This window comes from Pseudoduganella sp. R-31 (assembly GCF_049913235.1).
Lineage (GTDB): Bacteria > Pseudomonadota > Gammaproteobacteria > Burkholderiales > Burkholderiaceae_D > Rugamonas.
This window is the reverse complement of sequence record NZ_CP183986.1, coordinates 2,482,562-2,505,460: the sequence shown is the minus strand read 5'-3', so window position 1 is coordinate 2,505,460 and position 22,899 is coordinate 2,482,562. Positions and strand designations below refer to the sequence as shown.

The 22,899-nt window shown below is 63.4% G+C and carries 19 protein-coding genes; 13 read left to right on the top strand and 6 right to left on the bottom strand.

The window, feature by feature from the left end:
• Positions 1–79: 79 nt before the first annotated feature.
• The 7 genes from ACN9MY_RS11410 to ACN9MY_RS11380 are packed head-to-tail and all read left to right on the top strand — an operon-like array spanning position 80 to position 8,688.
• Positions 80–1,891, top strand: a complete 1,812-nt coding sequence (locus ACN9MY_RS11410; RefSeq protein ID WP_426170725.1) for a methyl-accepting chemotaxis protein — start codon at positions 80–82, stop codon at positions 1,889–1,891.
• Positions 1,888–2,346, top strand: coding sequence for a chemotaxis protein CheW (locus tag ACN9MY_RS11405; protein ID WP_426337349.1), 459 nt, complete (start codon positions 1,888–1,890; stop codon positions 2,344–2,346). The genes ACN9MY_RS11410 and ACN9MY_RS11405 overlap by 4 nt, the downstream gene beginning before the upstream one ends.
• Complete coding sequence (locus ACN9MY_RS11400) at positions 2,343–3,656, top strand: CheR family methyltransferase (RefSeq protein WP_426337348.1); 1,314 nt, start codon at positions 2,343–2,345, stop codon at positions 3,654–3,656. The genes ACN9MY_RS11405 and ACN9MY_RS11400 overlap by 4 nt, the downstream gene beginning before the upstream one ends.
• Positions 3,657–3,671: 15 nt before the next feature.
• Positions 3,672–4,343 carry a chemotaxis protein CheW gene (locus ACN9MY_RS11395; RefSeq protein WP_426170720.1) on the top strand — a complete coding sequence of 224 codons (672 nt, stop codon included), beginning with the start codon at positions 3,672–3,674 and terminating at the stop codon, positions 4,341–4,343.
• On the top strand, positions 4,340–6,637 hold the full coding sequence (locus ACN9MY_RS11390; RefSeq protein ID WP_426337347.1) for a hybrid sensor histidine kinase/response regulator: 2,298 nt from the start codon (positions 4,340–4,342) through the stop codon (positions 6,635–6,637). The genes ACN9MY_RS11395 and ACN9MY_RS11390 overlap by 4 nt, the downstream gene beginning before the upstream one ends.
• The gene (gene cheB / locus ACN9MY_RS11385; protein ID WP_426170716.1) at positions 6,634–7,662 is read left to right on the top strand and encodes a chemotaxis-specific protein-glutamate methyltransferase CheB; all 1,029 of its coding nucleotides are present in this window, start codon (positions 6,634–6,636) and stop codon (positions 7,660–7,662) included. Before ACN9MY_RS11390 ends, cheB begins: the two co-directional genes overlap by 4 nt.
• A gap of 9 nt (positions 7,663–7,671) precedes the next feature.
• Positions 7,672–8,688, top strand: coding sequence for a diguanylate cyclase (locus ACN9MY_RS11380; protein ID WP_426170714.1), 1,017 nt, complete (start codon positions 7,672–7,674; stop codon positions 8,686–8,688).
• Positions 8,689–8,769: 81 nt separating this feature from the next.
• On the opposite strand, the gene murB is transcribed toward ACN9MY_RS11380, so the two are convergent.
• Positions 8,770–9,795, bottom strand: coding sequence for a UDP-N-acetylmuramate dehydrogenase (gene murB, locus ACN9MY_RS11375; RefSeq protein WP_426337346.1), 1,026 nt, complete (start codon positions 9,793–9,795; stop codon positions 8,770–8,772).
• Between the two features lie 134 nt (positions 9,796–9,929).
• Between murB and ACN9MY_RS11370 the strand changes: the two genes are divergently transcribed.
• Together ACN9MY_RS11370 and ACN9MY_RS11365 are read left to right on the top strand one after the other, a co-directional pair.
• Complete coding sequence (locus ACN9MY_RS11370; RefSeq protein WP_057262600.1) at positions 9,930–10,415, top strand: YajQ family cyclic di-GMP-binding protein; 486 nt, start codon at positions 9,930–9,932, stop codon at positions 10,413–10,415.
• Between the two features lie 13 nt (positions 10,416–10,428).
• Entirely contained in the window at positions 10,429–11,688 is a 1,260-nt protein-coding gene (locus ACN9MY_RS11365; RefSeq protein WP_426170709.1) for a nitronate monooxygenase, read from the top strand.
• 55 nt (positions 11,689–11,743) lie between these two features.
• Here ACN9MY_RS11365 and ACN9MY_RS11360 read toward each other — a convergent pair whose 3' ends face one another.
• Positions 11,744–12,667 (bottom strand): exopolyphosphatase, encoded by a 924-nt coding sequence (locus ACN9MY_RS11360; RefSeq protein WP_426170708.1) that lies wholly within the window; start codon positions 12,665–12,667, stop codon positions 11,744–11,746.
• Between the two features lie 51 nt (positions 12,668–12,718).
• Positions 12,719–13,642, bottom strand: coding sequence for a LysR substrate-binding domain-containing protein (locus ACN9MY_RS11355; RefSeq protein ID WP_426170706.1), 924 nt, complete (start codon positions 13,640–13,642; stop codon positions 12,719–12,721).
• A gap of 103 nt (positions 13,643–13,745) precedes the next feature.
• Between ACN9MY_RS11355 and ACN9MY_RS11350 the strand changes: the two genes are divergently transcribed.
• Positions 13,746–14,474 carry an SDR family oxidoreductase gene (locus ACN9MY_RS11350; RefSeq protein ID WP_426170705.1) on the top strand — a complete coding sequence of 243 codons (729 nt, stop codon included), beginning with the start codon at positions 13,746–13,748 and terminating at the stop codon, positions 14,472–14,474.
• Here the strand turns inward: ACN9MY_RS11350 and ACN9MY_RS11345 are convergent.
• The 3 genes from ACN9MY_RS11345 to ACN9MY_RS11335 are packed head-to-tail and all read right to left on the bottom strand — an operon-like array spanning position 14,426 to position 17,811.
• Entirely contained in the window at positions 14,426–15,919 is a 1,494-nt protein-coding gene (locus tag ACN9MY_RS11345; RefSeq protein WP_426322450.1) for a DUF3482 domain-containing protein, read from the bottom strand. The two genes, ACN9MY_RS11350 and ACN9MY_RS11345, sit on opposite strands and share 49 nt — an antisense overlap.
• Complete coding sequence (locus tag ACN9MY_RS11340) at positions 15,916–17,322, bottom strand: DUF2868 domain-containing protein (protein ID WP_426322448.1); 1,407 nt, start codon at positions 17,320–17,322, stop codon at positions 15,916–15,918. Before ACN9MY_RS11340 ends, ACN9MY_RS11345 begins: the two co-directional genes overlap by 4 nt.
• Positions 17,323–17,811, bottom strand: coding sequence for a hypothetical protein (locus tag ACN9MY_RS11335; protein WP_426170701.1), 489 nt, complete (start codon positions 17,809–17,811; stop codon positions 17,323–17,325). It lies immediately after the preceding gene.
• 381 nt (positions 17,812–18,192) lie between these two features.
• On the opposite strand from ACN9MY_RS11335, the gene ACN9MY_RS11330 reads away from it, so the two are divergent.
• The 3 genes from ACN9MY_RS11330 to ACN9MY_RS11320 all read left to right on the top strand — a co-directional run bounded on the left by ACN9MY_RS11330 (position 18,193) and on the right by ACN9MY_RS11320 (position 22,898).
• Complete coding sequence (locus tag ACN9MY_RS11330) at positions 18,193–21,111, top strand: TonB-dependent receptor (RefSeq protein ID WP_426337345.1); 2,919 nt, start codon at positions 18,193–18,195, stop codon at positions 21,109–21,111.
• Between the two features lie 64 nt (positions 21,112–21,175).
• A complete protein-coding gene (locus tag ACN9MY_RS11325; RefSeq protein WP_426337344.1) occupies positions 21,176–21,883 on the top strand; it encodes a SapC family protein in 708 nt (235 codons plus the stop codon).
• Entirely contained in the window at positions 21,867–22,898 is a 1,032-nt protein-coding gene (locus tag ACN9MY_RS11320; RefSeq protein ID WP_426337343.1) for a cupin-like domain-containing protein, read from the top strand. Before ACN9MY_RS11325 ends, ACN9MY_RS11320 begins: the two co-directional genes overlap by 17 nt.
• The last annotated feature ends 1 nt before the right edge of the window (position 22,899 follow it).

Below are 22,899 nucleotides of genomic sequence, written 5' to 3'. Positions count from 1 at the left end.
AAGACGGGCCGCTTTGCGCGGCCCGTTTTTTTTGCTACATTGCCTTGGAAGAAAGCCCCCCGTCCCCGGAGACCCGCGCATGAACAATCTGAGCATCAAGAACAAACTGTATATCGGCTTCGGCAGCATCGTGGCAATCATCTTGCTACTGTTGATCACGGCCTATAACAACTTCGCCAGCTTGACCGATGCCAACAGGTGGGACCGGCACACGATGGAGGTGCTGCTTCAGCTCGACCGCATCAACAGCGTGTCCCTGCAAATCCAGGTCGACACGCGCGGTTATATCCTGACCGGCAGCGAAGCCCTGATCGGCAGCGAGCGTGAAAACGCGGAACAACTCAAGCAGCATATCGCCAAAGCAGTCCAGCTGACGGCAGACAATCCGCAACAGAACGAGCGCCTGAAGCGCGCCCAGGCCTTGCTCACGACCTGGGCCGACGTCAATATCCGTCGCCAGATCGACAAGCGCCGCGCACTCGGCGACACCAAAGGCGCGGCCGAAATCCTGGGGCAGTCGTCGGAGCTGAAGGAAGCCGGCGCCATCGTCGGCAGCGCGCGCGAACTGCTGGACCAGGCGTCTGAAGAAGAGCGCCGCTTGCTGGCCGAGCGCAGCGCCAAAGCGGTCGACCTGCACTCGAACCAAACCAACCTGCTGCTGGGCGGCGGCGCGGCGGTATTCATGCTGTCCCTGCTGATCGCCTATACGCTGGGGCGCGCCATCCTGGGCCCGCTGGCCAACCTGACCGCTGGGCTCGCCCGCTTGGGCGGCGGCGACCTGGCCGCCCGAACCGTGGTGACGTCAGGCGACGAACTGGGGAAAGTCAGCGAAGACTTCAACAAGATGGCGCAGCAACTGCAGGATGCAACGCTGCGCGAGCAGGCGCAGACCAATGAGCTGCGCGCGAAAGTCGATTCCCTGCTTGGCGTTGTGGCGCGCGCTGCCGGCGGCGACATGACAGGCAAGATCTCCGTGGGCGGCGATGACGCCATCGGCCAGCTGGGCGATGGCTTGCAGCGCATGTTCGACAACCTGCGCCAGTTGCTGAACAATGTGCAGAAGGCGGGCATCCAGGTCACCACCTCGGCCACCGAGATTGCCGCTTCGGCCAAGCAGCAGGAAGCCACCGGTGTCGAGCAGGCACAGACTTCGGTCGAGGTGCTCAGCACCACCAAGGAGATTTCGTCCAATACCTCGCAACTGCTGAAGACGATGGAAGATGCGACCGCGGTGGCCGACTACACCACCACCGCCACTTCTGAGGCCCAGGGCAACCTGCGCCGCATGGACCAGACCATGCAGAACATGGTCAACGCGACCGATTCGATCAATGCCAAGCTGGCGGCATTGTCGGAAAAGGCGTCCAACATCAACTCGGTGCTGACCACCATTACCAAGGTGGCCGACCAGACCAACATCCTGTCGCTGAATGCCGCCATCGAAGCCGAGAAGGCCGGCGAAGCAGGCCGCGGCTTCTCGGTGGTGGCAACCGAAATCCGCCGCCTGGCCGACCAGACTTCGGTGTCGACCTGGGATATCGAGCAGATGCTGAAGGAAATGCAGTCGGCTGTTTCGGCCAGCGTGATGGGCATGGACAAATTCTCGGAAGAGATCCGCCGCAGCGTGGGCGAGGTGCGCCAGGTGACCGACCAGTTGTCCGGCGTGATGGACCAGGTGCAGAAACTGGCCCCGCAATTCGACGCGGTGCTGCAAGGCATGCAGGCGCAGGCTGTGGGCGCGCAGCAGATCAGCGAAACCATGATGCAGCTTAACGATGCCACCCAGCAGACCGTCGAATCGCTGAAGGCAACCAGCGAGGCCGTGCACCAGCTGCAGTATGCGGCCGGCGACCTGCAGTCGAGCGTCTCCACTTTCGCCGTGAACGCATGAAAGTATTAGTCTTCCACATTGGAGCCGACCGCTACGGTCTTCCGTTGCGGCAGGTGCAGCGCGTGCTGCCCCTGCTGGAACTGAAGGGCATCCCGCTGGCGCCGGACAGTGTGGCGGGCTTGCTGAACCTGCACGGTGCCCCGATGCCGGTGATCGACCTGTCGCGCATCAGCGGCCGGGCGCCGTCGCGGCAGCATTACGACACGCGCATCGTGGTGACCGATTACACGGCGCCCGATGGCACAGTGCACGCACTGGGACTGATGGCCGAACGGGTGCAGGGCGTGCAGGACGTGGCGCCGCAAGACCTGGTGCCAAGCGGCGTGCAGGCGGCGCCGTTCCTGGGCCGGGTCGCAGGCGATGCGCAAGGCATGGTGCAGTTGGTCGAGGTCAATGACCTGTTGCCAGCCGAGTTGCGGGCACGCCTGTTCCCGGCGGAGGTGGCGACGGAATGAATGTACTCTCCACATTGCGCCGCCTGACCGGTATGAACCTGGCCCGCGACACGGTCGAACTGGCGGTCAAGCGGCGCATAGAGGCGACCCGCGCAACGGAGCGCAAGGCTTACGTCGACGGGCTGGATGAAGCGGAACTGCGCGAGCTGGTGGAGCTGGTGGTGGTGCCGGAGTCGTGGCTGTTCCGCGATCCGCAAGCTTTCGCCGCGGCGGTCGCGTTTGTGCGCCAGAGGCTGGCCGATGGGTCCAGGCTCGTGCGCATCCTGTCGGTACCCTGCGCCGGTGGCGAAGAGCCTTATTCGATGGCGATGGCGCTGTTCGATGCCGGCGTGAAGCCGCAAGCGTTCATGATCGATGCCGTGGACATCAGCGCTGCCTGCATCATGCGCGCCGAGGCCGGGGTATTTGGACGCAATGCGTTCCGTGGACGGGAAATGTCGTTCCGCGACCGCTATTTCACCTGGTCCGGCGACGACGAACTGTATCGCATCAATGACGCGCTGCGGGCGCGCATCCGGTTCGGCCAGGGCAGCATCCTGGAAGGCGAGCTTGGAACGGCGCGCCAGTATGACGTGATCTTTTGCCGCAACCTGCTGATCTATTTCGACGAGCCAACCACCGCTGCTGCCATTGCACGGTTGTCTGAATACCTGGCCAGAGACGGCATGATCCTGGCCGGATACGCAGAAGTGCCATCCTTCGTGCGTCACGGCTTTTCGCCGCTGCCGCACCGCCAGGCATTCGCCCTGCGCAAGGACATCAAACGCTCCGGGGCACCGGCCCGGGCTGCCCTGCCTGCCGGCACGCCTTTGCCGTCCGGCGCCGGCCTCGCGCATCCCGCCGCCATCGCGCCGGAGCGAGCCACCGCATCCGCTGCGCCGGCCCTGGCAAGCCTTCCGGCACGCGGCAGCCGCCCTGCCCCGGTGGCGCCGCACCCGCCCCGTGCCAACCGCGCCAACGCCAGCGCAACGTCCCGTCCGGTCGCTGCCGGCGACGAATCCCTGCTCGCGCACGCGCGCAAGCTGGCCGACGCCGGCAAACTGCTGGAAGCCGATGCCGCCTGCCGTGAATTTCTTGCCCAGCAGCCCGAGTCGGCCGAAGCGTATTTCATCCTCGGCCTGCTGGCTGAATCCGCCGGCAAGCCGGCCGATGCCGAAGCACACCTGAAGCGCTGCCTCTACCTGCAACCGGAACACTACGAAGCCCTGTGCCACCTGGCCCTGCTGCAGGAGCAAGGCGGCAACAGCCGCGCCGCCGCTACGTTGAAGGCCCGTGCCGCGCGCGCTTTCCAGCGCCAGCAGCCACAGTGATAGCAGACCAAGACAATGACTGATCAAATCCAAGACCTGGACGCCTGCTGGAACCGTATCGGCGTCGCCGGCGACCATAGCTGCGAGATCCTCGACAAGGCGGTCCACTGCCGCAATTGCGACGTGTATGCCGGCGCCGCATTGCGCAACCTGCAACGCCCTGTCGATCCGGCCTACCTGCGCGAATGGGCCGAACACTTCCGCGCCCCGCAAGATGAGGGCACGCGCCACGACAGCTCCTGCGTCGCCTTCCGCATTGGCCGCGAGTGGCTAGCCCTGCCGACCAATATGTTCCAGCAGATTGCGCCGAAAGCCATTTCGCATCGCCTGCCGCACCGCAATGCACGCGGGCTGCGCGGCATCGTCAACGCTGGCGGCAAGCTGTATCCCTGCATCTCGCTGGCCGAACTGCTGGGCATCGACGAAGCCGGCGGCGAGGCAACCGGCGGCCGCCATGTTTTCGCCCGCATGCTGCTGGTGCAGTGGGAGGGCCAGTCCTACGCCCTGCCGGTGGCGGAACTGCACGGCATCATCCGCTATGCGGCCAGCGAACTGAAACCACCTGCCGCCACCATCAACAAGGGCATTGAGCGTTACCTGGCCGGGGTCCTTCCGCACCAGGACATGCAGGTGGGCTGCCTGGACGACAGCCTGCTCGGCCACCAGCTAGCGAGGACCTTGCGATGACCGACAAGAAGGATGACCTGAGCCAGTTCTCCATGCTGGACCTGTTTCGCATGGAGGCCGACAGCCAGACCCAGATCCTGACCGACGGCCTGCTGGCCTTCGAGCGCCGCAACGACCCGGCTGCCGTGGAATCGATGATGCGCGCCGCGCACTCGATCAAGGGCGCCGCCTCCATCGTTGGGCTGGAGATGATCGTGCAGTTGGCCCACGGCATGGAAGATGCATTCATCGCCGCCCAGGCAGGCAAGCTGAAACTGACTGCCAACCGGGTTGACGCCCTGCTGGCTGCGGTCGACCTGATCGTGCAGTGCTCACGCCTCAATGGCGACCTGGATGCCTGGCTGGCGGCCAATAGCGCGCAAGTCGGCAAGACCATGAACGATGTGCAGGGCATTGCCTTCCTGCCCGAGCCGGTCGAACTGCCGGCTGCCCTGCCGCCGCCCGCGCCAGCCGTCAAGGCGGCGCGGGCAGCGGAGCCGGCGCCTGAGATCCGGCCGGAGAGTCTGGTCGAGGCGGCGCAGGCCGACGGCGTAGCGGAACAGCCGGTGCCCGGCCGCTCCCTGCCGCCGATGAAAAACGCACAAAACTTCGACCGCCTGCTCGCGCTGGCGAGCGAAGCCCGCATCAACGCCCACCAGTTGCATCCCCTGATCCAAGGCATGCAGCGCTACAAGCGCAACCAGGCCGCCCTGTTCGCGGTGCTGGAAGACGTGATGGAAGCCGCATCCCGCACCAGCGACCCGGCACTGAAGGAAAAGGCCCTGCTGGCGATCCAGAAAAGCCAGCCGCTCAAGCAATTCATGCTGGAGCACATCACCGACATGGAAAACTACGAGCGCCGCCTGCTGACTGGCTCCGAAAACATGGTCGATGAAGTGCTGTCGCTGCGCATGCGGCCTTTCCGCGACGGCATCCAGCACTTCCCGCGCATGGTGCGCGACCTGGCCCGCAACCTGGGCAAGGACGTGGTGCTGCACGTGGAAGGCGAAGACACGCTGGTCGACCGCGACATCCTGCTGCGCATCGAGAGCCCGCTCAGCCACATGCTGCGCAACGCCGTCGACCACGGCATGGAAAGCGCGCAAGAAAGGCTTGCAGCCGGCAAGCCAGCCACCGGCACCATCGTGATGGAGGCGCGCCACCGCGCCGGCATGCTGAATATCGAGATCAGCGACGACGGCTGCGGCGTCGATCCGGAAAAAATACGCAGCACCGTCATCGAGCGCAAGATGGCCACCGAGCAGATGGTGGCTGCCATGTCGCAGGCAGAGCTGATGGAATTCCTGTTCCTGCCGGCCTTCAGCCTGAAGGGAGGCATTACCGAGATTTCAGGCCGCGGCGTCGGCCTGGACATCGTGCACGACACCATCCGCCAGCAGAACGGCACGGTACGCATCGAATCGGAGCTGGGCAAAGGCTTCCGCACTTCGATCACGCTGCCGCTGACGCAATCGATCGTGCGTGCCCTGGTGGTGGACGTCAAGGGCGAAGCCTACGCGGTTCCCATCGTCAAGGTGGAGCGCGTCCTCATGGTGCAGCAAGGCGCCGTGCACACGCTGGAGAACAAGCAGTTCTTCGACCATGACGGCGAACACCTTGGCCTGGTGGCTGCAGCCGAGGTGCTGGAACTGGGCGATATGGAACATGCCGAGGAAATGCCCGTCGTCGTCATCGGCGGCAGCGCGCGCCGCTACGCCCTGGTAGTGGACAAGATCCGCGGCGAGGAAAGCCTTGCAGTGCAGGCGATCGACCCAATTTTCGGCAAGATGCGCGATATTTCAGCCGCCGCGCTGCTGGACGACGGCGAACCGGTATTGATCCTGGACGTACCGGACCTGTTGCTTTCCGTCGAAAAGCTGCTGGAAGAAGGCGGCCTGCATCAACTTACGCGCGCAGACCACGCCGGACGGCGTAGAATGAAACGCATCCTTGTCGTGGACGATTCGCTGACAGTACGTGAAATGGAGCGTAAATTGCTCGTCGGGCGCGGTTTTGAAGTGGACATCGCCGTCGACGGCATCGATGGCTGGAACGTGGTGCGCAGCGGCGACTACGACCTGGTCATCACCGACGTCGACATGCCACGCATGGACGGCATTGAACTGGTCACCCTGATCAAGAAAGACCTGCACTTGCATAAGCTGCCCGTCATGATCGTCTCCTACAAGGACCGGCCGGAAGACCGCGCACGCGGCCTGGCTGCGGGGGCGGACTATTACCTGACCAAGGGCAGCTTCCACGACGAGACGCTGCTGGATGCGGTGTCCGACCTGATAGGCGACGCTTACCGATGAGGATCGCCATCGCCAACGATGTTCCGATGGCGGCTGAAGCGCTGCGGCGCGTGGTCGCCAGCACGCAGGAACACCAGGTGGCATGGATCGCCCGCACCGGTCTCGAAGCGGTGCTGAAATGCGCAACCGACCGCCCTGACCTGGTCCTGATGGACCTCAATATGCCGGAACTGGACGGGGTTGAAGCAACGCGCCGCATCATGGAGGAAAGTCCCTGCGCCATTCTGGTGGTGACGGGGCGCCCGCAGGACAACGTCAACCAGGTATTCCGCGCCCTGGGCGCCGGCGCCCTGGACGTCACGGCCACCCCGGTGCTGCAGGGGAAAGAAGGCGGTGACGCGGAGTTGCTGCACAAGATCAAGACCATGGACAAGCTGATCCGCCACAGCGGCGGCAACCAGTCCATGCCGCCGCGCCGGCACGCAACGCTGCCGCAACCGCGCGAAGCGGTGCTCGACACGCTGGTGGCGATCGGCGCCTCGACCGGCGGGCCCATGGCAGTGGCGCGCATCCTGGCCGGCTGGACCCCGCCCGCCAATTGCGCCGTCGTCGTGGTACAACACATCGACGAAAACTTTGCCGACCATTTCGCCAAATGGCTGTCGGAACAACTGGCGGTACCGGTGCGCCCAATTGAAAACCGCACGCCCCTGCAGGGTGGTATCGTCATGGTCGCCAAGAGCAATGACCACCTGGTACTGGATGAAAAACACCAACTGGGTTACGATGCCAACCCGAAGGATTATGCCTACCGGCCCTCGGTCGATGTGTTCTTCAATTGCGTGGCGCAGCACTGGAAAGGCGACGCAGTCGGCGTGCTGCTGACCGGCATGGGACGCGATGGCGCCGAGGGCATGCTGGCATTGCGCCGCGCGGGCAAGAACACCATTGCCCAGGATCAGGCCAGTTGCGCGGTATACGGCATGCCGCGCGCCGCGATCGAACTGGACGCGGCGCAAACCATCCTGCCTCTCGATAAGATCGGGCCATTCCTGCGAAGCACGATCGGAGGCAAACTGATTTAAAGGAAAGCGATGCCTGACGTACTCACCTTGAACCTGGAAACCGAGCCAAGCCTGACCCACTTCAAGGTACGCGTGCTGCTGGTTGACGACCAGTTGATCATTGCGGAAGCGGTACGGCGCATGCTGGCCGACCAGGAAGACATCGAGTTCCACTTCATCACCGATGCGCGCGAAGCGATTGCCGTCGCCAACTCGATGCAGCCTACCGTAATCCTGCAGGACCTGGTGATGCCGGAAGTGGACGGCTTTGAGCTGATCCGCCGTTTCCGCGCCGAGGAAATGCTGGCGCATGTTCCGATCATCGTGCTGTCGGCGCGCGAAGACCCCAAGCTCAAAGCACACGGCTTTGCCGTCGGCGCCAACGACTACCTGGTCAAGCTGCCCGACAAGCTGGAGCTACTGGCGCGCGTACGCCACCACTCGAATGCCCACATCCACCGCCTGCAGCGCGACCAGGCCTTCCGCTTCCTGCGCGAAAGCCAGCAAAAGCTCGCCGCCGCCAATGTGGAGCTGCAAAAGCTCGCCGCGCTCGACCCGCTGACCGGCATCTCCAATCGACGCCGTTTCGATGAAACGCTGATGCTGGAATGGCAGCGCGGCAAGCGCGACAAGACACCCTTGTCGCTGCTGATGATCGACGTCGACTATTTCAAGCAGTTCAACGACAGCTACGGCCACCCGGCAGGCGACCTGGCGCTGAAAAAGGTAGCTGCAGTCATGACCGAGAACCTGAAGCGCCCGGCCGACCTGGTCACGCGCTACGGCGGAGAAGAATTCGCCATCATCCTGCCGGAGACCGACAATGCCGGTGCGATGAACGTGGCCCAGTCCTGCCTGCGCCAGCTGGAGAAACTGGAAATCGAAAACGCCAATGCCGCGCCTTACGGCGTGCTCACCATGTCGATCGGCGTGCGGACCGTCGTGCCCACCAAGCAATCATCGTGGAGTGAACTGGTATCGGCCGCCGACCGCGCGCTCTACGCCGCCAAGGCAGGCGGCCGCAACCGCGTCGTCAACGCAGAATGAAAGTCGGGGTCAGGTCTGGCAATCCGCCATGTTTTTCGCATCGCGAAAAACATGGCGGATTGCCAGACCTGACCCCGACTTTTAAATGAATACTGGCTCGGGTTCGAGCAATACGCCGTAGCGCGCAGATACGTCGGCCTGGATGGCTGCGGCCAGGGCTTGCACTTCGGTGCCGGTGGCGCCGCCGTTATTCACCAGCACCAGGGCCTGTTTTGGGTAGACGCCGGCGGCGCCCATCGACTTCCCTTTCCAGCCGCATTGGTCGATCAGCCAGCCCGCAGCGAGCTTTTCACTGCCGTCCGGCTGGCGGTGGTGCACCAGTGTTGGGAACTTCTCCAGCAACTGGGCGCAGTGCTCGGCACTGACCACGGGATTCTTGAAGAAACTGCCGGCATTGCCGATTTGCGCCGGGTCGGGCAGCTTGCGGCGGCGGATCGCGATCACAGTGTCGGCTACCTGCTGCGGCGTTGGCGCCGCCAGGCCCTGCTCCGCCACGGCATTGGCCAGTTCGGCGTAGCGCAGGTTAGGCTTCCAGGCGCGCGGCAAGGCAAAGCTCACGTCGAGGATGATCAGCTCGCGTCCTTCGTGCTTGAAGATGCTGTCGCGGTAGGCGAAGCGGCAGTCGGCGCCGTCCATTACCCGCACTTTGCCGCTGGCCGGGTCGAACGCCGTCAGCGACAGGAAACAGTCCTTGGTTTCCGCCCCATACGCCCCAATATTCTGGATTGGAGCTGCGCCCACGGTACCCGGGATCAGCGAAAGGTTTTCCAGCCCGCCGACGCCCTGCGCCAGCGCCCACTGCACAAAGCCGTGCCAGGTTTCGCCGGCTGCGGCGCGGACGTGGTGGTGAGTCGCGGTGCCTGCCAGGATTTCGCGGCCTTCCAGCGCAATATGCAGCACCAGGCCCGGAAAATCGCGGGTCAGCAGCAGGTTGCTGCCGCCGCCCAGCACCAGGCGCGGCATGGCCGCCAGTTGGGGATCGGCCAGGGCGCTGCGCAACAGCTCCAGCGATGTCACGCGCAGGTAATGTTTGGCGCGTACATCAATACCAAACGTATTTAAATGCTTCAGTGGGTATTCGTGCTGGAGAAAATCAGGGAAAGGCATGGGTAGATCAAGTTTTTGCTCGATTATAGTGCAATTATGACAAAAACGACCGAGCGTTCGCTTGTTTGTCCGTTAAAATGTCGCTTCTTTTGAATCCGCCCCTTGGGCGGGTGCTTCATTGTAAAGGAAAGAATATGCCATCGTTTGACGTAGTATCCGAAGCGGACATGATCGAGGTGCGCAACGCCGTCGACCAAAGCAACAAGGAAATCTCGACCCGCTTCGACTTCAAAGGCAGCGATGCGCGCGTAGAACAAAAAGAAAACGACCTGACGGCATTCGCCGATTCGGAATTCCAGCTTGGCCAGGTGCGCGATGTGCTGACCAACAAGCTGGCCAAACGCAAGGTCGACGTGCGCTTCCTCGACGAAGGCAAGGTAGAGAAGATTGGTGGGGACAAAGTCAAGCAGGTCATCAAGGTGAAAAACGGTCTCGATTCCGAGACCGCCAAGAAGATCACCAAGGTAATCAAGGAAAGCAAGATGAAGGTCCAGGCCAGCATCCAGGGCGAGTCGGTACGTGTGAGCGGTGCCAAGCGCGACGACCTGCAGGCTGCGATGCAGCTGCTGCGCAAGGACGTGCCGGACACGCCTCTGGAGTTCAACAATTTCCGCGATTGATCGAAGGACTGTAATGAAACGTGTTGACGATTTCCGCCTCAAGTTTGGCGACAAAGAGTATGTGCCAATCATGATCGGCGGGATGGGCGTGGATATTTCCACGACCGAACTGGCGCTGGAAGCAGCGCGCCTTGGCGGCATCGGCCATATTTCCGATGCCATGGTGGAGGATGTTTCGGACCGCAAGTTCGACACCACCTTCGTCAAGGACAAGACCCGCCTGTACAAGCACAACATCAACAATATGGACAAGTCCGAGGTGCAGTTCGACCTGGGACGCCTGGCAGAAGCCCAGCGCCGCCACATCGGCGACACCATGCAGCGCAAGGAAGGCCCTGGCCTGATCTTCGTGAACTGCATGGAAAAGCTGACCATGAACGGCCCGAAGGAAACCTTGCGCACGCGCCTGAACGCGGCGCTGGACGCGGGCATCGACGGCATCACCCTGTCGGCCGGCCTGCACTTCGGCTCCTTCGCGCTGATGGCCGACCACCCGCGCTTCCGCGAAGCGAAGCTGGGCATCATCGTTTCCTCCGTGCGCGCGCTGCAGATCTTCCTGCGCAAGAACCAGAAGCTGAACCGCCTGCCCGACTACGTGATCGTGGAAGGCCCGTTGGCCGGCGGCCACCTGGGTTTCGGCCTGGAAGACTGGAAGGATTTCGACCTGCACCAGATCGTGCAAGAGATCCTGGACTACATGAAGGCGGAAAACCTGGACGTTCCAGTGATCGCCGCAGGCGGCGTGTTCACCGGCAGCGATGCGGTGTCCTTCCTGGAGATGGGGGCGGCCGGCGTGCAGGTAGCGACCCGCTTTACCGTAACCAAGGAATGCGGCCTGCCTGAAGACGTGAAGCAGGAATACTTCAAGGCCAGCGAGGAAGACATCATCGTCAACGGCGTTTCGCCGACCGGCTATCCGATGCGCATGCTGAAGAGCACCCCGGCAATCGGCGCCGGCATTCGTCCGGGCTGCGAATCCTACGGTTACCTGCTCGATGCCACCGGCAACTGCGCCTACATCAATTCGTACAACCGTGAAGTGATGGCCAACGGCGGCAGCGACAAGGGCATCAAGGTGATGGACAAGACCTGCCTGTGCACCCACATGCGCAACTTCAACTGCTGGACTTGCGGTCATTACACCTACCGCCTGAAGGACACTTCGTTCAGGAAGCCGGATGGTTCCTACCAGATCCTGACTGCGGAGCACGTGTTCAAGGACTACCAGTTCTCGACCGATAATTCTATAGCTTTACCTGAAAAAGACTTCTAATTCGCTTGCCGGGCAATGGTGCCCGACCCTGCGGGTCGGGCACCGGTTAGAGGTTCTACCCTTCCTTGTTGATGCGCACGATCAGCGCGCCCAGCACATCCTCCGCCATCTCGTTCTCCACCTGGCACGTCCCGGCATTCTCATGCCCGCCCCCGCCGTATTCCAGCATCAGCGCCCCGATATTGGTCTTTGACGTACGGTTCAGGATCGACTTGCCGGTCGCGAACACCGTATTCTGGTTTTTCAGGCCCCACAGCACGTGGATAGAGATATTCTGCTCAGGATACAGTGCATAAATGACAAAGCGGTTACCCGCATAAATCGTCTCTTCATGGCGCAGATCCAGCACCACCAGGTTCTTATGCACGCTCGAGCAGCGGCGAATCTGCTCCTTGCACTTTTCCGCGTGGTCGAAATACAGATCGCTGCGCTCCTTCACATCCGGCAGCGCCATGATTTCGCTGATCGTGTGCGAGCGGCAGTAATCGATCAGGTCCATCATCAGGTTGTAGTTCGAAATGCGGAAATCACGGAAGCGCCCCAGGCCCGTGCGCGCGTCCATCAGGAAGTTCAGCAAGTCCCAGCCCTGCGGGTTGAGGATTTCATCGCGGTTGAACTGGGCCGAATCGCCTTTGTCCACCGCCAGCATCATGTCGTTCCACGCCGAAGGGAATTTGTTGCCGCCGCCGTAGTAGTCGTACACCACGCGCGCGGCCGACGGCGCACCGGGGTCGATCACGTGGTTCTGCCGCTCGCCCGTATTGCGGATGGTTTCGGACAGGTGGTGGTCGAACGCCAGATAAGCGCCGGATACGTAAGGAAGGTTGGTGGTGATATCGCGGCTGGTAATGGCGATTTTCCCATCCTGCATATCCTTCGGGTGCACGAACAGGATCTCGTCGATCAAGTCCAGGTGCTTGAGCAGCACCGCGCACACCAGGCCATCAAAATCACTGCGGGTAACAAGGCGGAACTTCATGGAAGGCACCCCTATCGCTGATGAATTGGAAGCCCATATTACCGTGATCTTTCAAAGCCTGTCGAGCCGCCCCGCAAAGTCGTCTGCGCGCATTTGAGCAATCACGTAATCGACGAAGGCGCGCGTCTTGGCCGGCAACAGCTTCTTGCTGGAATAGTAGATCGACAGCGGCCCCACCTCCGCATGCCAGTCCGGCAGCAGGCGCACCAATTGGCCGGATTCCAGCAGCGGGGCCGCATGCGGCCCTGGCAGCAGCGCCACGCCCAGCCCCATGCAGGCCGCCTGCGCCATCGCTTCCGGATCGTCGAAGGTGGCGACTGCGCTGAATTGGGCCACCGCCTCTTCCCCTGCCGCGTTGCGCAGCAGGTATTCGCGCAGGCGTCCGGTTTCGGCGGAGCGGCGCGCAATGCCTTTCCACCCGGCCAGCTCGGACGGATGGGAAGGCCGCTTGCGGCCAGCCAGGCAGGACGGGGCGGCCGTGACCAGGATGCGCGGCCGCCCCAGTTCGCGCGCCACCACGCCGGGGGCCAGTTCGATGCCGCCGCCGATAGCAACGTCATAGCCTTCCCCGATCAGGTCCACCGTGCGGTTGTCGAAACGCCAGTCGTGCTGCACGCCCGGATAGCGCTGCAGGAAGCCCTTCAGCAACGGCAGGATGTACATGCGGCCCACCCCATGCGCCACCGCCACCTTGAGGGTGCCGGCCGGTTCGCCCGCATCCTGTGCCGCGCCTGCGATCGCGCCTTGCAATTCGGCCAGCGGGCCGCGCACCTGCTGCAGCAAGCGTTCGCCGGCCTCGGTCAAGGCCAGCCGGCGCGTGCTGCGCTGGAACAGGCGTACGCCCAGTTGCGCCTCCAGCCGCGCCACGTTCTTGCTGACCGCCGCCGGCGTCAGTCCCAGGCGCCGCGCCGCCTCGGAAAAGCCGGCGCATTCGGCGCTCTGCAGGAAGGATTCCAGGAGATTCAGTGGCTGCATTTGATACATTTGGTTGAAAGTGATAATCAATATTACCATCTAGTCGGCATGCAATGTCGCGACCATACTAGCTTCATCCCAACCAACATTCAGGAGCAAAATCATGAGCAAGATCGCATTCGTTACCGGTGGTTCCCGCGGCATCGGCGCCGCCATCGTGCGCCGCCTGGCCAAGGATGGCGCCACGGTCGCCTTCACCTACCAGAGCTCCGGCGCAGCAGCCGACGCCCTGGCCAGCGAAATCACCGCTGCCGGCGGCAAGGCCCTCGCACTGAAAGTCGACGCCACCGATGCCGTTGCAACCCGCGCCGCCATCGACGATATCGCCAAGCGCTTCGGCCGCCTCGACATCCTCGTCAACAACGCTGGCGTGCTGCACCTGGGCGACGTGTCCGAACTGACGCTGGAAGACTTCGACCACACCATCGCCGTCAACGTGCGCGGCGTGTTTGCGGCCACCCAGGCAGCTGTGGCGCATATGAAAGCCGGCGGCCGCGTGATCAATATCGGCAGCACCAATGCCGAGCGCATGCCCTTCCCTGGCGGTTCGATTTATGCGATGAGCAAATCGGCGTTGACTGGCCTGGTGCAAGGCCTGGCGCGTGACCTGGGCCCGCGCGGCATCACCATCAACAATGTGCAGCCTGGCCCGGTGGACACCGACATGAACCCGGCGCACAGCGATTTTGCCAAGGCGCTGCACGACCTGATGCCGATCAAGCGCCACGCGCGCGGCGAGGAGATCGCCGCCATGGTGGCCTACCTGGCCAGCGACGATGCCGGTTACGTGACCGGTGCCGGCCTCAATATCGACGGCGGATTCGCCGCCTGACCTTCGGGGTACAGCCGTGCCAGCACGTGCGCCGTGATGCCGGTGATCACGGCGCTGGCCGGCGCCAGGTCGCGCTCTTCCTGCTCGCGCAGGGTCTTCCAGAGGGCGGCAACCTCCGTTTCATGCAACGCCACGGCCTGCTCCACTTCCTCCTGCCAGAAGGGAGGCGCTTCGCTCTCGACGAAGTTGCCGCGCCCGCGGCCGAAATGCGCGACGGCGAGGTAGCGCAGCACGCTGGATACCAGCAGCGTGCGCAGGAAATCGTCGGACAGCGACATGGTCGGCACTTCACGCTCCATCCCGACATTGAAGCCCCAGGCCGCGCCGGCAAAGGTCAGTGCGCCGATCACGCCGCCCAGCAATGCACCCGTGCCCAGCGTCAGGCCGCCGGCAGCCAGGTCGGCTGACAAGCCGGTTGCCGCTCCCGAGACGATGGCCCCCAGCAGCGCCGCCTGTCCCTTGTCGACCGGCGCCAGCACCACGAAGTTGTTGCTGACGCGGGCATTGATCTTGGGCGCCTCGCTCGGGTCCAGCTTGTGCAGCGCCAGCAGGTTGACGGTCGCCTGGCCGATCGAGAGGTTGAGCCGCGCCACCAGCGTATTCATGGCCCGGTCCTGCCGCTTACGGTCCTCGCCCTTGCCGATGCCGATGATCTTCAGGGCCGATGCGATGACGCCGCGCTCCACCGTTTCCACGATCTGCCTGTCGTGCGCAGCATCGGCCAGCTGGTGCGCCATCACCGCCATGGATTGCTTGAAGCGGCGCGCATTGGTGTCTTCCCATACGGAGAACAGGCGCTCGTAGGCCGGCTGCTTTTCCGGCCCGACCAGCGCCCCCAGCGCATCGTAAAACACGCGCTCGTGCACCCAGCAACGGGCAAAGGCATCCAGCGGCAGCACTTCGCGCACCTGGCCGAACTGCAGCATGAAGTCTTTCCAGCGCAGCAGTTCGGCCTGCTCTTCCGGCAGCGGCCGTGGAGGCCCCATCTGGTTCAGCAGCACCAGCACCGGCTTGCCCAGCCAGTCGAGGATGCGCATTTCGGCCGGGATGTAGCCGGCATCGCCCGGGTTCTCGGTGGAATTGACCAGGTACAGTACAACGTCCGCTTCGTCGCGCGCGGTGCGCACGGCTTGCTGGCTAAGCCAGAAAGGACGGTCGCGGTAGCGATCCACCACCTCGCGCAGGAACCAGCCGATCGGATTGCCGGTCAGCGCCAGGCGCTTCATCAGGCGCATGGAGTCGCCAAAGCCCGGCGTATCCCACAGAACCAGGCGGTCGCCTTGCTGGGTCGTCATCAGCGCATGCGATTCGGCGAAAGCCGTGACATGGGCGGCATCGCGCACCTGGCCGACGTCGGTGCCCAGGAGGGTGCGGGCCAGCGTGGTCTTGCCGTTGTTGGTGTGGGAGACCAGCGCAAGCTGGATGGTGACAGGCGCGCCGCTCATGCCGGATTCTCGCTTGCCGCCATGGGCGCCAGCAAATCGACCACCATGGGCTCGGCGCCGTGCTGTATGCAGAACTCGCGCCATAACTCGATACGCTCGCTCAAGCGGGCGGCGTCCATGCGTGCTGCCAGCGCGGACTGGTCAAGCAAGGCAATGAGCTTGCGCCCGCGCCCCAGCGCAGCCAGGAAAACGCCGTGATTTTCCTGTTCCGGCGTGGCGGCGATGCCAAACAACACTGCATTGGTCACGCCTTCTCCGGCCTCCAGCGCCGGCGCTTCGCTGCCGTATGCGGCCGGCGGCAGCAGCCGTAGGCGAGCCTGCTCGCCAAGCATCGCTTGCGCCAGGATATCCAGTCCCTTGCTGCGCGCTTCGTCCACCGTCAGGCTGTAGGGCAGCACGCGCAACAGGCCCGGTTCGCCGCCGGCAGCCGCCGATAGCTGGCGGTAGTAAGCATGGTCCAGGTCGAGCGGAAAATGCCGGCGCAGCCACAAGGCGCGCAGCGCGGCAATGGCGCCCAGCGCAAGTCGCGGCAGCACCACATACAGCAGCAGGCTTGCAGCATACAGGTGCACCCAGCGCGCGCCGTTGCCCAGGCGCGATCCTTCCCAGTTCTGCAAGCCCATCACCTCGTCCATCGTGAAGCCTTCCAGGCCAAAGATGAATTCCACCGGCGCGAACAGCACCGACAGCAGATGGTGTACCTGCCACGGGCTGAGAAAGGTGCTCTCCCAGCCCGCCGCGTAGCTCTCGACGATACCGCGCGCGTACAGCGACAGCAAGGCGCCGACGGCAAAGGCGGCGGCCGACCAGTGCAGGATGCGTGCGATACGGGCCAGGTTCAGGCGGGCGCCCACGCGCGCCCAGTCCACCATGAATTGCAGCACGCCGCTCGCCAGCGCGTGCGGCAACCGGCGCGGTATATGGCCGCCGCCCAGCGCCATGCGGTTGGCCAGGCCCCGCCGCAGGCCGGCCCGGCGTGCAGGCAGCAGCGCCCACAAGATGAGCAACAGGTAGGCCAGCATATTCCAGGCGATGATTCCCAGCAGCGGCATTGACAGCAAGTCGACGCGGTGCGGGTCGCCGAAGCGCTCCGCCATGCCGCCAGCCAGCAACGCCGCCAGCGGCAGCATCCAGCTTGCTCCCCACAGGCCGCTGTGGCCTTGCGTGACGGAGGCGAACAGCTTGTGGCGTGTGGCCAGGCGCTTGAGCAATTGCTCGGCGCGTTGGTAAAGGAAGTCCGGCAGCGTGGACGCCGATCGCTGCTCGGCCGCCTGCCAGTGCGCCAGTTCACGCGCTGTGCGGCTGGCGAATTTTCTGTCGTCGTCAGTCAGTACTTCCTTGTGCTGGTCGGCCTCCTCGATGGCCTTGACCAGCATGATGGCTCGGGCGGTCTTTTCGTTCATTCAGCCCTCCAGGCAGGCGCCGGATTTTCCGCCCTGCAGCGAGATCGGCTGGCCGGGCCGTTCGACCTGGTAATACAGGCCGATGATGCGCCAGCCATCATCGGCGCGGTATAACTGGATGCTGTTGACGCCCGTGAAACTGGCCTGATGCGCATTGCGCTCGTTGCGCGATTCGACCACGCTGTAGACAGTGGCGAAGCGGTCGTACTGGCGTACTTCGCGCGCCACTTCACATTCGTAGAAGCCCTTTTCAGCAGCACGTCCAATGCCTGCGGCGAAATCGCTGCCGCGCGCCACGGACAGCGCGGCGACGCCGTCGCGGTAACGGGCGCCGTAGACCATGGCGTCAGGGTGGAGGATGGCGCGCAGGGCCGCCTCATCCCCGGCCTGGCCGGCAGCGTGGCTTAGAGAACGCCACAGGGTGGCGACTGCCTGTTCCGGCGTGGCCGGGGCGGCCAGCATTGCCGCAGCAAGAATGATTGCATTCATGCACCGAGTGTACCACCAGACTCTCCAGTGAAAAATCCGAATATCGCCTGGCGACGTTTCCACTGCAAGGACGGCCACAGGGTCAGCGCGCACGCACACTGGAAACGTTCCCATTATTGTTGCAAACACGGCACGGAAAGGCTGTTGACTTCAAAATTTGAGGAGTGCTATATTGCGCCAACCAGAGTGGAAACGTTTCCAGTTTGATGACGAAAATCCCACACTTCCAGCCGATCCCCGGCGTATTTTATTGACAATCGATTTTGCTGCCCCTAGTATTTTTAAGCATGTTATGGAAACGTTTCCATGCTAGTTGGGAGGCGGCCAGACTATAAGAACCAAGGAGACCAAATGCACTATCCAAAGGCGAAGCAGACATTGATGAGCCTTGCAGTAGCCACCGCCTGCGCGGCGCTCATCGCACCAGCCCAGGCGCAGGAATCGGACCAGGCAGGGGTGGCGCCCGCCCCTGCCAGTACAGGCGACGTGACCACGGTGGTTGTGACCGGGCTGCGCGCCAGCCTGGGTTCCTCGATGAACCTGAAGCGCAATGCCGACGGTATCGTGGACGGCATCGTGGCAGCCGATATCGGCAAATTCCCCGACACTAACCTCGCTGAATCGCTGCAGCGCATCAGCGGCGTGTCGATCGACCGCTCCATCGGCGAAGGCTCCAAGATCACCGTGCGCGGCGTGGGTCCCGACTTCAACCTGGTGCTGCTGAATGGCCGCCAGATGCCGACCTCCAACCTGGGCGACCTGAATGGCCGCGCCTTCGACTTTGCCAACCTGGCTTCGGAAGCGATCTCGCAGATCCAGGTCTACAAGACCGGCCGCGCCGAAACGCCGACCGGCGGCATCGGCGCCACCGTCAATGTGCTGACCGCGCGTCCGCTCGACCGCCCGGGCATGGTGGCCAGCGTCGGCGTCAAGGCGGTACATGACACCTCGCACAACAAGCTGCCAGGCGACGTCAAGCAAGGCAGCGCCACCACGCCGGAGGTGTCGGGCATCTACAGCAATACCTTCGACGACAACCGCTTCGGCGTGGCGCTCAGCGCCAGCTACCAGGAGCGCAACCTGGGCTTCAACCAGGCAGCCGTTTCGAACGGCTGGCGCGGCCCTTACCAGGGCAATGCGGGGCCGGTCCCGCAAGCCGGCGCCACCAACCATCCGAAAGACAGCGACATTTACTCGCTGCCGCAAAACCTGAACTACAACATGAACGGCGTGCAGCGCCAGCGCACCAACGGCCAGTTGACCTTGCAGTGGGCGCCGCTCAAGCAGCTCACCACCACGCTGGACTACACCTACTCCGAGAACAAGATCCAGACCCGCCGCCAGGACTTGTCCGCCTGGTTCAACTTCGGCCCATCCACTTCGACCTGGAGCAACGGACCGGTCGCCGCGCCGCTGGTCTACACCGAACTGCTGCCGGCGGCCAACAGCGATATCGCCATGGGCGGCGCCGACTTTGCCACCAAGACCCAGAACAAATCGCTCGGCTTCAACGCCGCCTGGAAGACCGATGGCCTGAAGCTGGAGCTGGACATGCACAAGTCCAGCGCCGTATCCAAGGCCGACAGTCCTTTCGGCTCCAGCAACGTGATCGGCACCGCAAGCTTCAGCCGCGGCGACACTACCGTCGATTTCCGCGACGACTTCCCGGTGTTGAGCATCCAGGGCGCGGATTTCGCCAGGGCTCCGCAACAGGTGACGGGCTCCGTATTCCAGAATGGCTACATGAAAGGCGAGATCGAACAGGCCCAATTCAAGGGCAGCCTGAAGCTGCTGGAAGCGTCGAACCTGAACTTCGGGGTCGGTGCGATCGAAGTGAAGAACCGCTCCGCCATGTCGACCCAGCAGCGCGATTCCTGGGGCGGCGCGTCGACGGCATCGGACTACCCGGCCAGCCTGTTCCACCAGGAGTCGCTGCGGCAGTACTACGACAAGATCAACGGCAGCGGCAACCCTGCCCTGTTCAACCAGTTCTACACTTTCAATTTTGCCAAAGTGCGTGCCCTGACCGCCAAGGTCACCGGCCTGCCGGACATGTACATGCCGAAGAGTACCTTCGACTCCGACCAGCGCACCCAGGAGAAATCGAAAAGCGCCTATATCCAGTTCGGCACCGACTGGGATACCGCGATCCCGATGCATACCAATATCGGCGTGCGCTATGAAAAGACCGACGTCATCTCGACCGCGCTGGTACCCGCAGCGACCGGCATCAGCTGGGTGTCGGCCAATGAGTTCCCTCTCAGTTTCGGCGCGCCGACTTTCACTACGCTGGACGGCAAATACAGCCATTGGCTGCCCGCCGTGGACTGGGATGCCGATATCCGTCCCGACATGAAGCTGCGCGCCAGCTACGGCGAAACCATCGGCCGCCCGCGCTACGACCAGATCCAGGGCGGCACCACGCTGGACCGCCTGGCGCGTGATTTCGGCGGCACCGGCAGCCAAGGCAACCCGCAACTGAAGCCGGTGAAGTCGAAGAACCTGGACCTGTCGTGGGAATGGTATTACGGCCAGCAAAGCTTCGCCTCGATCGGCCTGTTCCACAAAGACCTGAGCAACTATGCCGGCCAATCGAAGATCACGGCTACCCCGTTCAACCTGCATACCCCGGTTGGCGGCGCGCTGTGGAACGAAGCTGTCCAGCAGGGTAATTGCGGCACCGACCGTGTCTGCATCCGCAACTACATCTTCCGCAACCACCCTACCGCTCCCGGCGTGACGCGCGGCCAGGACGACGCCAGCGGCAATGCTACCGGCACCATCATCGGCCAGCCAAACGATCCGGTGATGTCGTTCGAGATCAACTCTTTCGCCAACCAGAAGAACGAGAAGCTGAAAGGCGCCGAGATCAATGTGCAGCATATGTTCGGCAATTCGGGCTTCGGCCTCTCGGCCAACTACACCTGGGTCGATTCGGGCCTGAAGTACGACAACTTCAAGATTGGCGAGCAATTTGCGCTGGTCGGCCTGAGCAACTCCGCCAACCTGGTCGGTATCTACGAAGACAAGAACTGGTCGATTCGCGCGGCCTACAACTGGCGCGACAAGTTCCTGTCCTCGACCTTCGACGGCGCAGGCCCCAATCCGAACTACACGGAAGCCTACGGCCAGCTCGACCTGAGCGTCGGCTACGCCTTCAACGAGAAGCTCAGCGTGCAGTTCGAGGCGATCAACCTGACCAATGAAATCCAGCGTGTCCACGGCCGCGCTGAAACGATGGCGCTTTTCGTGACCCAATCCGGGCCGCGCTACATGCTGGGCGCCCGCTACAAGTTCTGATGACAAGCGGCGGCGCGGCCGGGTAGGCAGCACCACCCGGCCCGCCGTCCAACCGAGGATCTCCATGGCCAGAGCCGTCCTGCTGAATAATATCGACCACAAAGACTTGCATGTGCAGACCGGGCGCGGCGCCCATTTCGGCGACAACGTCATGTCCGCCCTCACCTTCCCGGCCGAATTCCGCGACGTGCAGGCCAGCTACCCGATCGTGTTCCGCCGGACTGCCGGCGGCGGCTTCGAGGCCCATGCGCTGTTCGGTTTCCAGGAGGGTGAAAACCTGTTCCTCGGCTTGCACGGCTGGGAGGCGCCTTACGTCCCGCTGGCAATCGAGCGCCAGCCTTTCCTGATCGGGGTGAGCGGCGATGAATTGACCGTGCACATCGACCTGGAAAACCCGCGCGTCGGCACCTCCAGCGGCGAGCGCGTATTCCTGCCGCATGGCGGCACCTCCGAGTACCTGGAACGCATCAACTCTACCCTGCTTGCCATCCACCAGGGACTGCGGCAGGCACGAGGCTTTCTGGCGGCGCTCCTGGAGCACCAATTGCTCGAGCCCTTTGTATTCGATATCGAACTCGATGATGGCGCACAGTGCCGGCTGGCCGGCTTCCACATTATCAACGAAGAGCGCCTCGCTACGCTGCCGGGCAACGTGCTGGAACGCCTGAACCGCGCCGGCTACCTGCAGCCGGTCTACATGGTGATCGCCTCCATGTCCAACTTCCGCACCCTGATCGAACGCAAGAACCGCGCCCATGCTGCCCAGTGCTGAGCCAATCCGGGAACTGCACGGCGTAACCCCGTCCGACCTGGGCGATGAAATGCTGGCGTCCACGCGGCCGCTGGTACTGCGCGGCCTGGTTGCGCGCTGGCCGGCGGTGCAGGCTGGCCGCAAAGGCGCCGACAGCATCGCACGCGCAGCCAGCGCCGACGCTTACCTGCGCCGCTTCTGCCGCGACGCCAGCGTGGTTGCCATGCTCGGCGCACCCGCCATCGGCGGACGCATTTTCTATAACGAAGACCTGAGCGGCTTCAATTTCACCTCGGTGCACACCCGCCTCGACCACGTGTTGAACGAACTGGCGGCACACCGCGGCAACCCGCGTCCACCCGCCATCTACGTCGGCTCCACCACGGCAGAAACGGCCCTGCCGGGCTACCTCGAAGAAAACCCGCTCAACCTGCATCCGCGCGACGCGCTCGCGAGCATCTGGATCGGCAACCAGACCCGCGTTCCGGCCCATTACGACCTGCCCGACAACCTGGCCTGCGTCACGGCAGGCCGGCGCAGGTTCACGCTGTTCCCGCCGGCGCAGCTGGAAAACCTGTATATCGGCCCGCTGGACTTGACCCCGGCCGGCCAGCCAATCAGCCTGGTCGACCTGGGCCAGCCGGACCTCGAGCGCTTTCCTCGCTTCAGGGAAGCGATGCGCCATGCACAAGCCGCCGAACTTGAGCCCGGCGACGCCATCTTCATTCCCAGCATGTGGTGGCACCATGTGGAAGCGCTGGAGTGCTTCAATGTCCTGGTCAATTACTGGTGGCGCCAGTCGCCTGCATACATGGACACGCCTGCCAATGCGCTGTTGCTCTCGCTGCTATCGATCCGCGACTTGCCGCCCGAGCAGCGCCACGCCTGGGAGGAAATTTTCCGCCATTACGTATTCCAGGCCGATGAGAAAACCGCAGCCCACATCCCCGCCGGCGCAAGGCGTGCTCTTGGCCCGATCGACGACGACACAGCACGCATGCTGCGCGCCCAGCTTCTCAGGAAAATCAACCGATAAC

What these genes read in the sequence shown, in the direction of transcription:
- ACN9MY_RS11410 (WP_426170725.1), top strand. Translation starts at nt 80, where the DNA reads ATGAACAATCTGAGCATCAAGAACAAACTGTATATCGGCTTCGGCAGC.
- ACN9MY_RS11405 (WP_426337349.1), top strand. Translation starts at nt 1,888, where the DNA reads ATGAAAGTATTAGTCTTCCACATTGGAGCCGACCGCTACGGTCTTCCG.
- ACN9MY_RS11400 (WP_426337348.1), top strand. Translation starts at nt 2,343, where the DNA reads ATGAATGTACTCTCCACATTGCGCCGCCTGACCGGTATGAACCTGGCC.
- ACN9MY_RS11395 (WP_426170720.1), top strand. Translation starts at nt 3,672, where the DNA reads ATGACTGATCAAATCCAAGACCTGGACGCCTGCTGGAACCGTATCGGC.
- ACN9MY_RS11390 (WP_426337347.1), top strand. Translation starts at nt 4,340, where the DNA reads ATGACCGACAAGAAGGATGACCTGAGCCAGTTCTCCATGCTGGACCTG.
- cheB (WP_426170716.1), top strand. Translation starts at nt 6,634, where the DNA reads ATGAGGATCGCCATCGCCAACGATGTTCCGATGGCGGCTGAAGCGCTG.
- ACN9MY_RS11380 (WP_426170714.1), top strand. Translation starts at nt 7,672, where the DNA reads ATGCCTGACGTACTCACCTTGAACCTGGAAACCGAGCCAAGCCTGACC.
- murB (WP_426337346.1), bottom strand. Translation starts at nt 9,795, where the DNA reads ATGCCTTTCCCTGATTTTCTCCAGCACGAATACCCACTGAAGCATTTA.
- ACN9MY_RS11370 (WP_057262600.1), top strand. Translation starts at nt 9,930, where the DNA reads ATGCCATCGTTTGACGTAGTATCCGAAGCGGACATGATCGAGGTGCGC.
- ACN9MY_RS11365 (WP_426170709.1), top strand. Translation starts at nt 10,429, where the DNA reads ATGAAACGTGTTGACGATTTCCGCCTCAAGTTTGGCGACAAAGAGTAT.
- ACN9MY_RS11360 (WP_426170708.1), bottom strand. Translation starts at nt 12,667, where the DNA reads ATGAAGTTCCGCCTTGTTACCCGCAGTGATTTTGATGGCCTGGTGTGC.
- ACN9MY_RS11355 (WP_426170706.1), bottom strand. Translation starts at nt 13,642, where the DNA reads ATGCAGCCACTGAATCTCCTGGAATCCTTCCTGCAGAGCGCCGAATGC.
- ACN9MY_RS11350 (WP_426170705.1), top strand. Translation starts at nt 13,746, where the DNA reads ATGAGCAAGATCGCATTCGTTACCGGTGGTTCCCGCGGCATCGGCGCC.
- ACN9MY_RS11345 (WP_426322450.1), bottom strand. Translation starts at nt 15,919, where the DNA reads ATGAGCGGCGCGCCTGTCACCATCCAGCTTGCGCTGGTCTCCCACACC.
- ACN9MY_RS11340 (WP_426322448.1), bottom strand. Translation starts at nt 17,322, where the DNA reads ATGAACGAAAAGACCGCCCGAGCCATCATGCTGGTCAAGGCCATCGAG.
- ACN9MY_RS11335 (WP_426170701.1), bottom strand. Translation starts at nt 17,811, where the DNA reads ATGAATGCAATCATTCTTGCTGCGGCAATGCTGGCCGCCCCGGCCACG.
- ACN9MY_RS11330 (WP_426337345.1), top strand. Translation starts at nt 18,193, where the DNA reads ATGAGCCTTGCAGTAGCCACCGCCTGCGCGGCGCTCATCGCACCAGCC.
- ACN9MY_RS11325 (WP_426337344.1), top strand. Translation starts at nt 21,176, where the DNA reads ATGGCCAGAGCCGTCCTGCTGAATAATATCGACCACAAAGACTTGCAT.
- ACN9MY_RS11320 (WP_426337343.1), top strand. Translation starts at nt 21,867, where the DNA reads ATGCTGCCCAGTGCTGAGCCAATCCGGGAACTGCACGGCGTAACCCCG.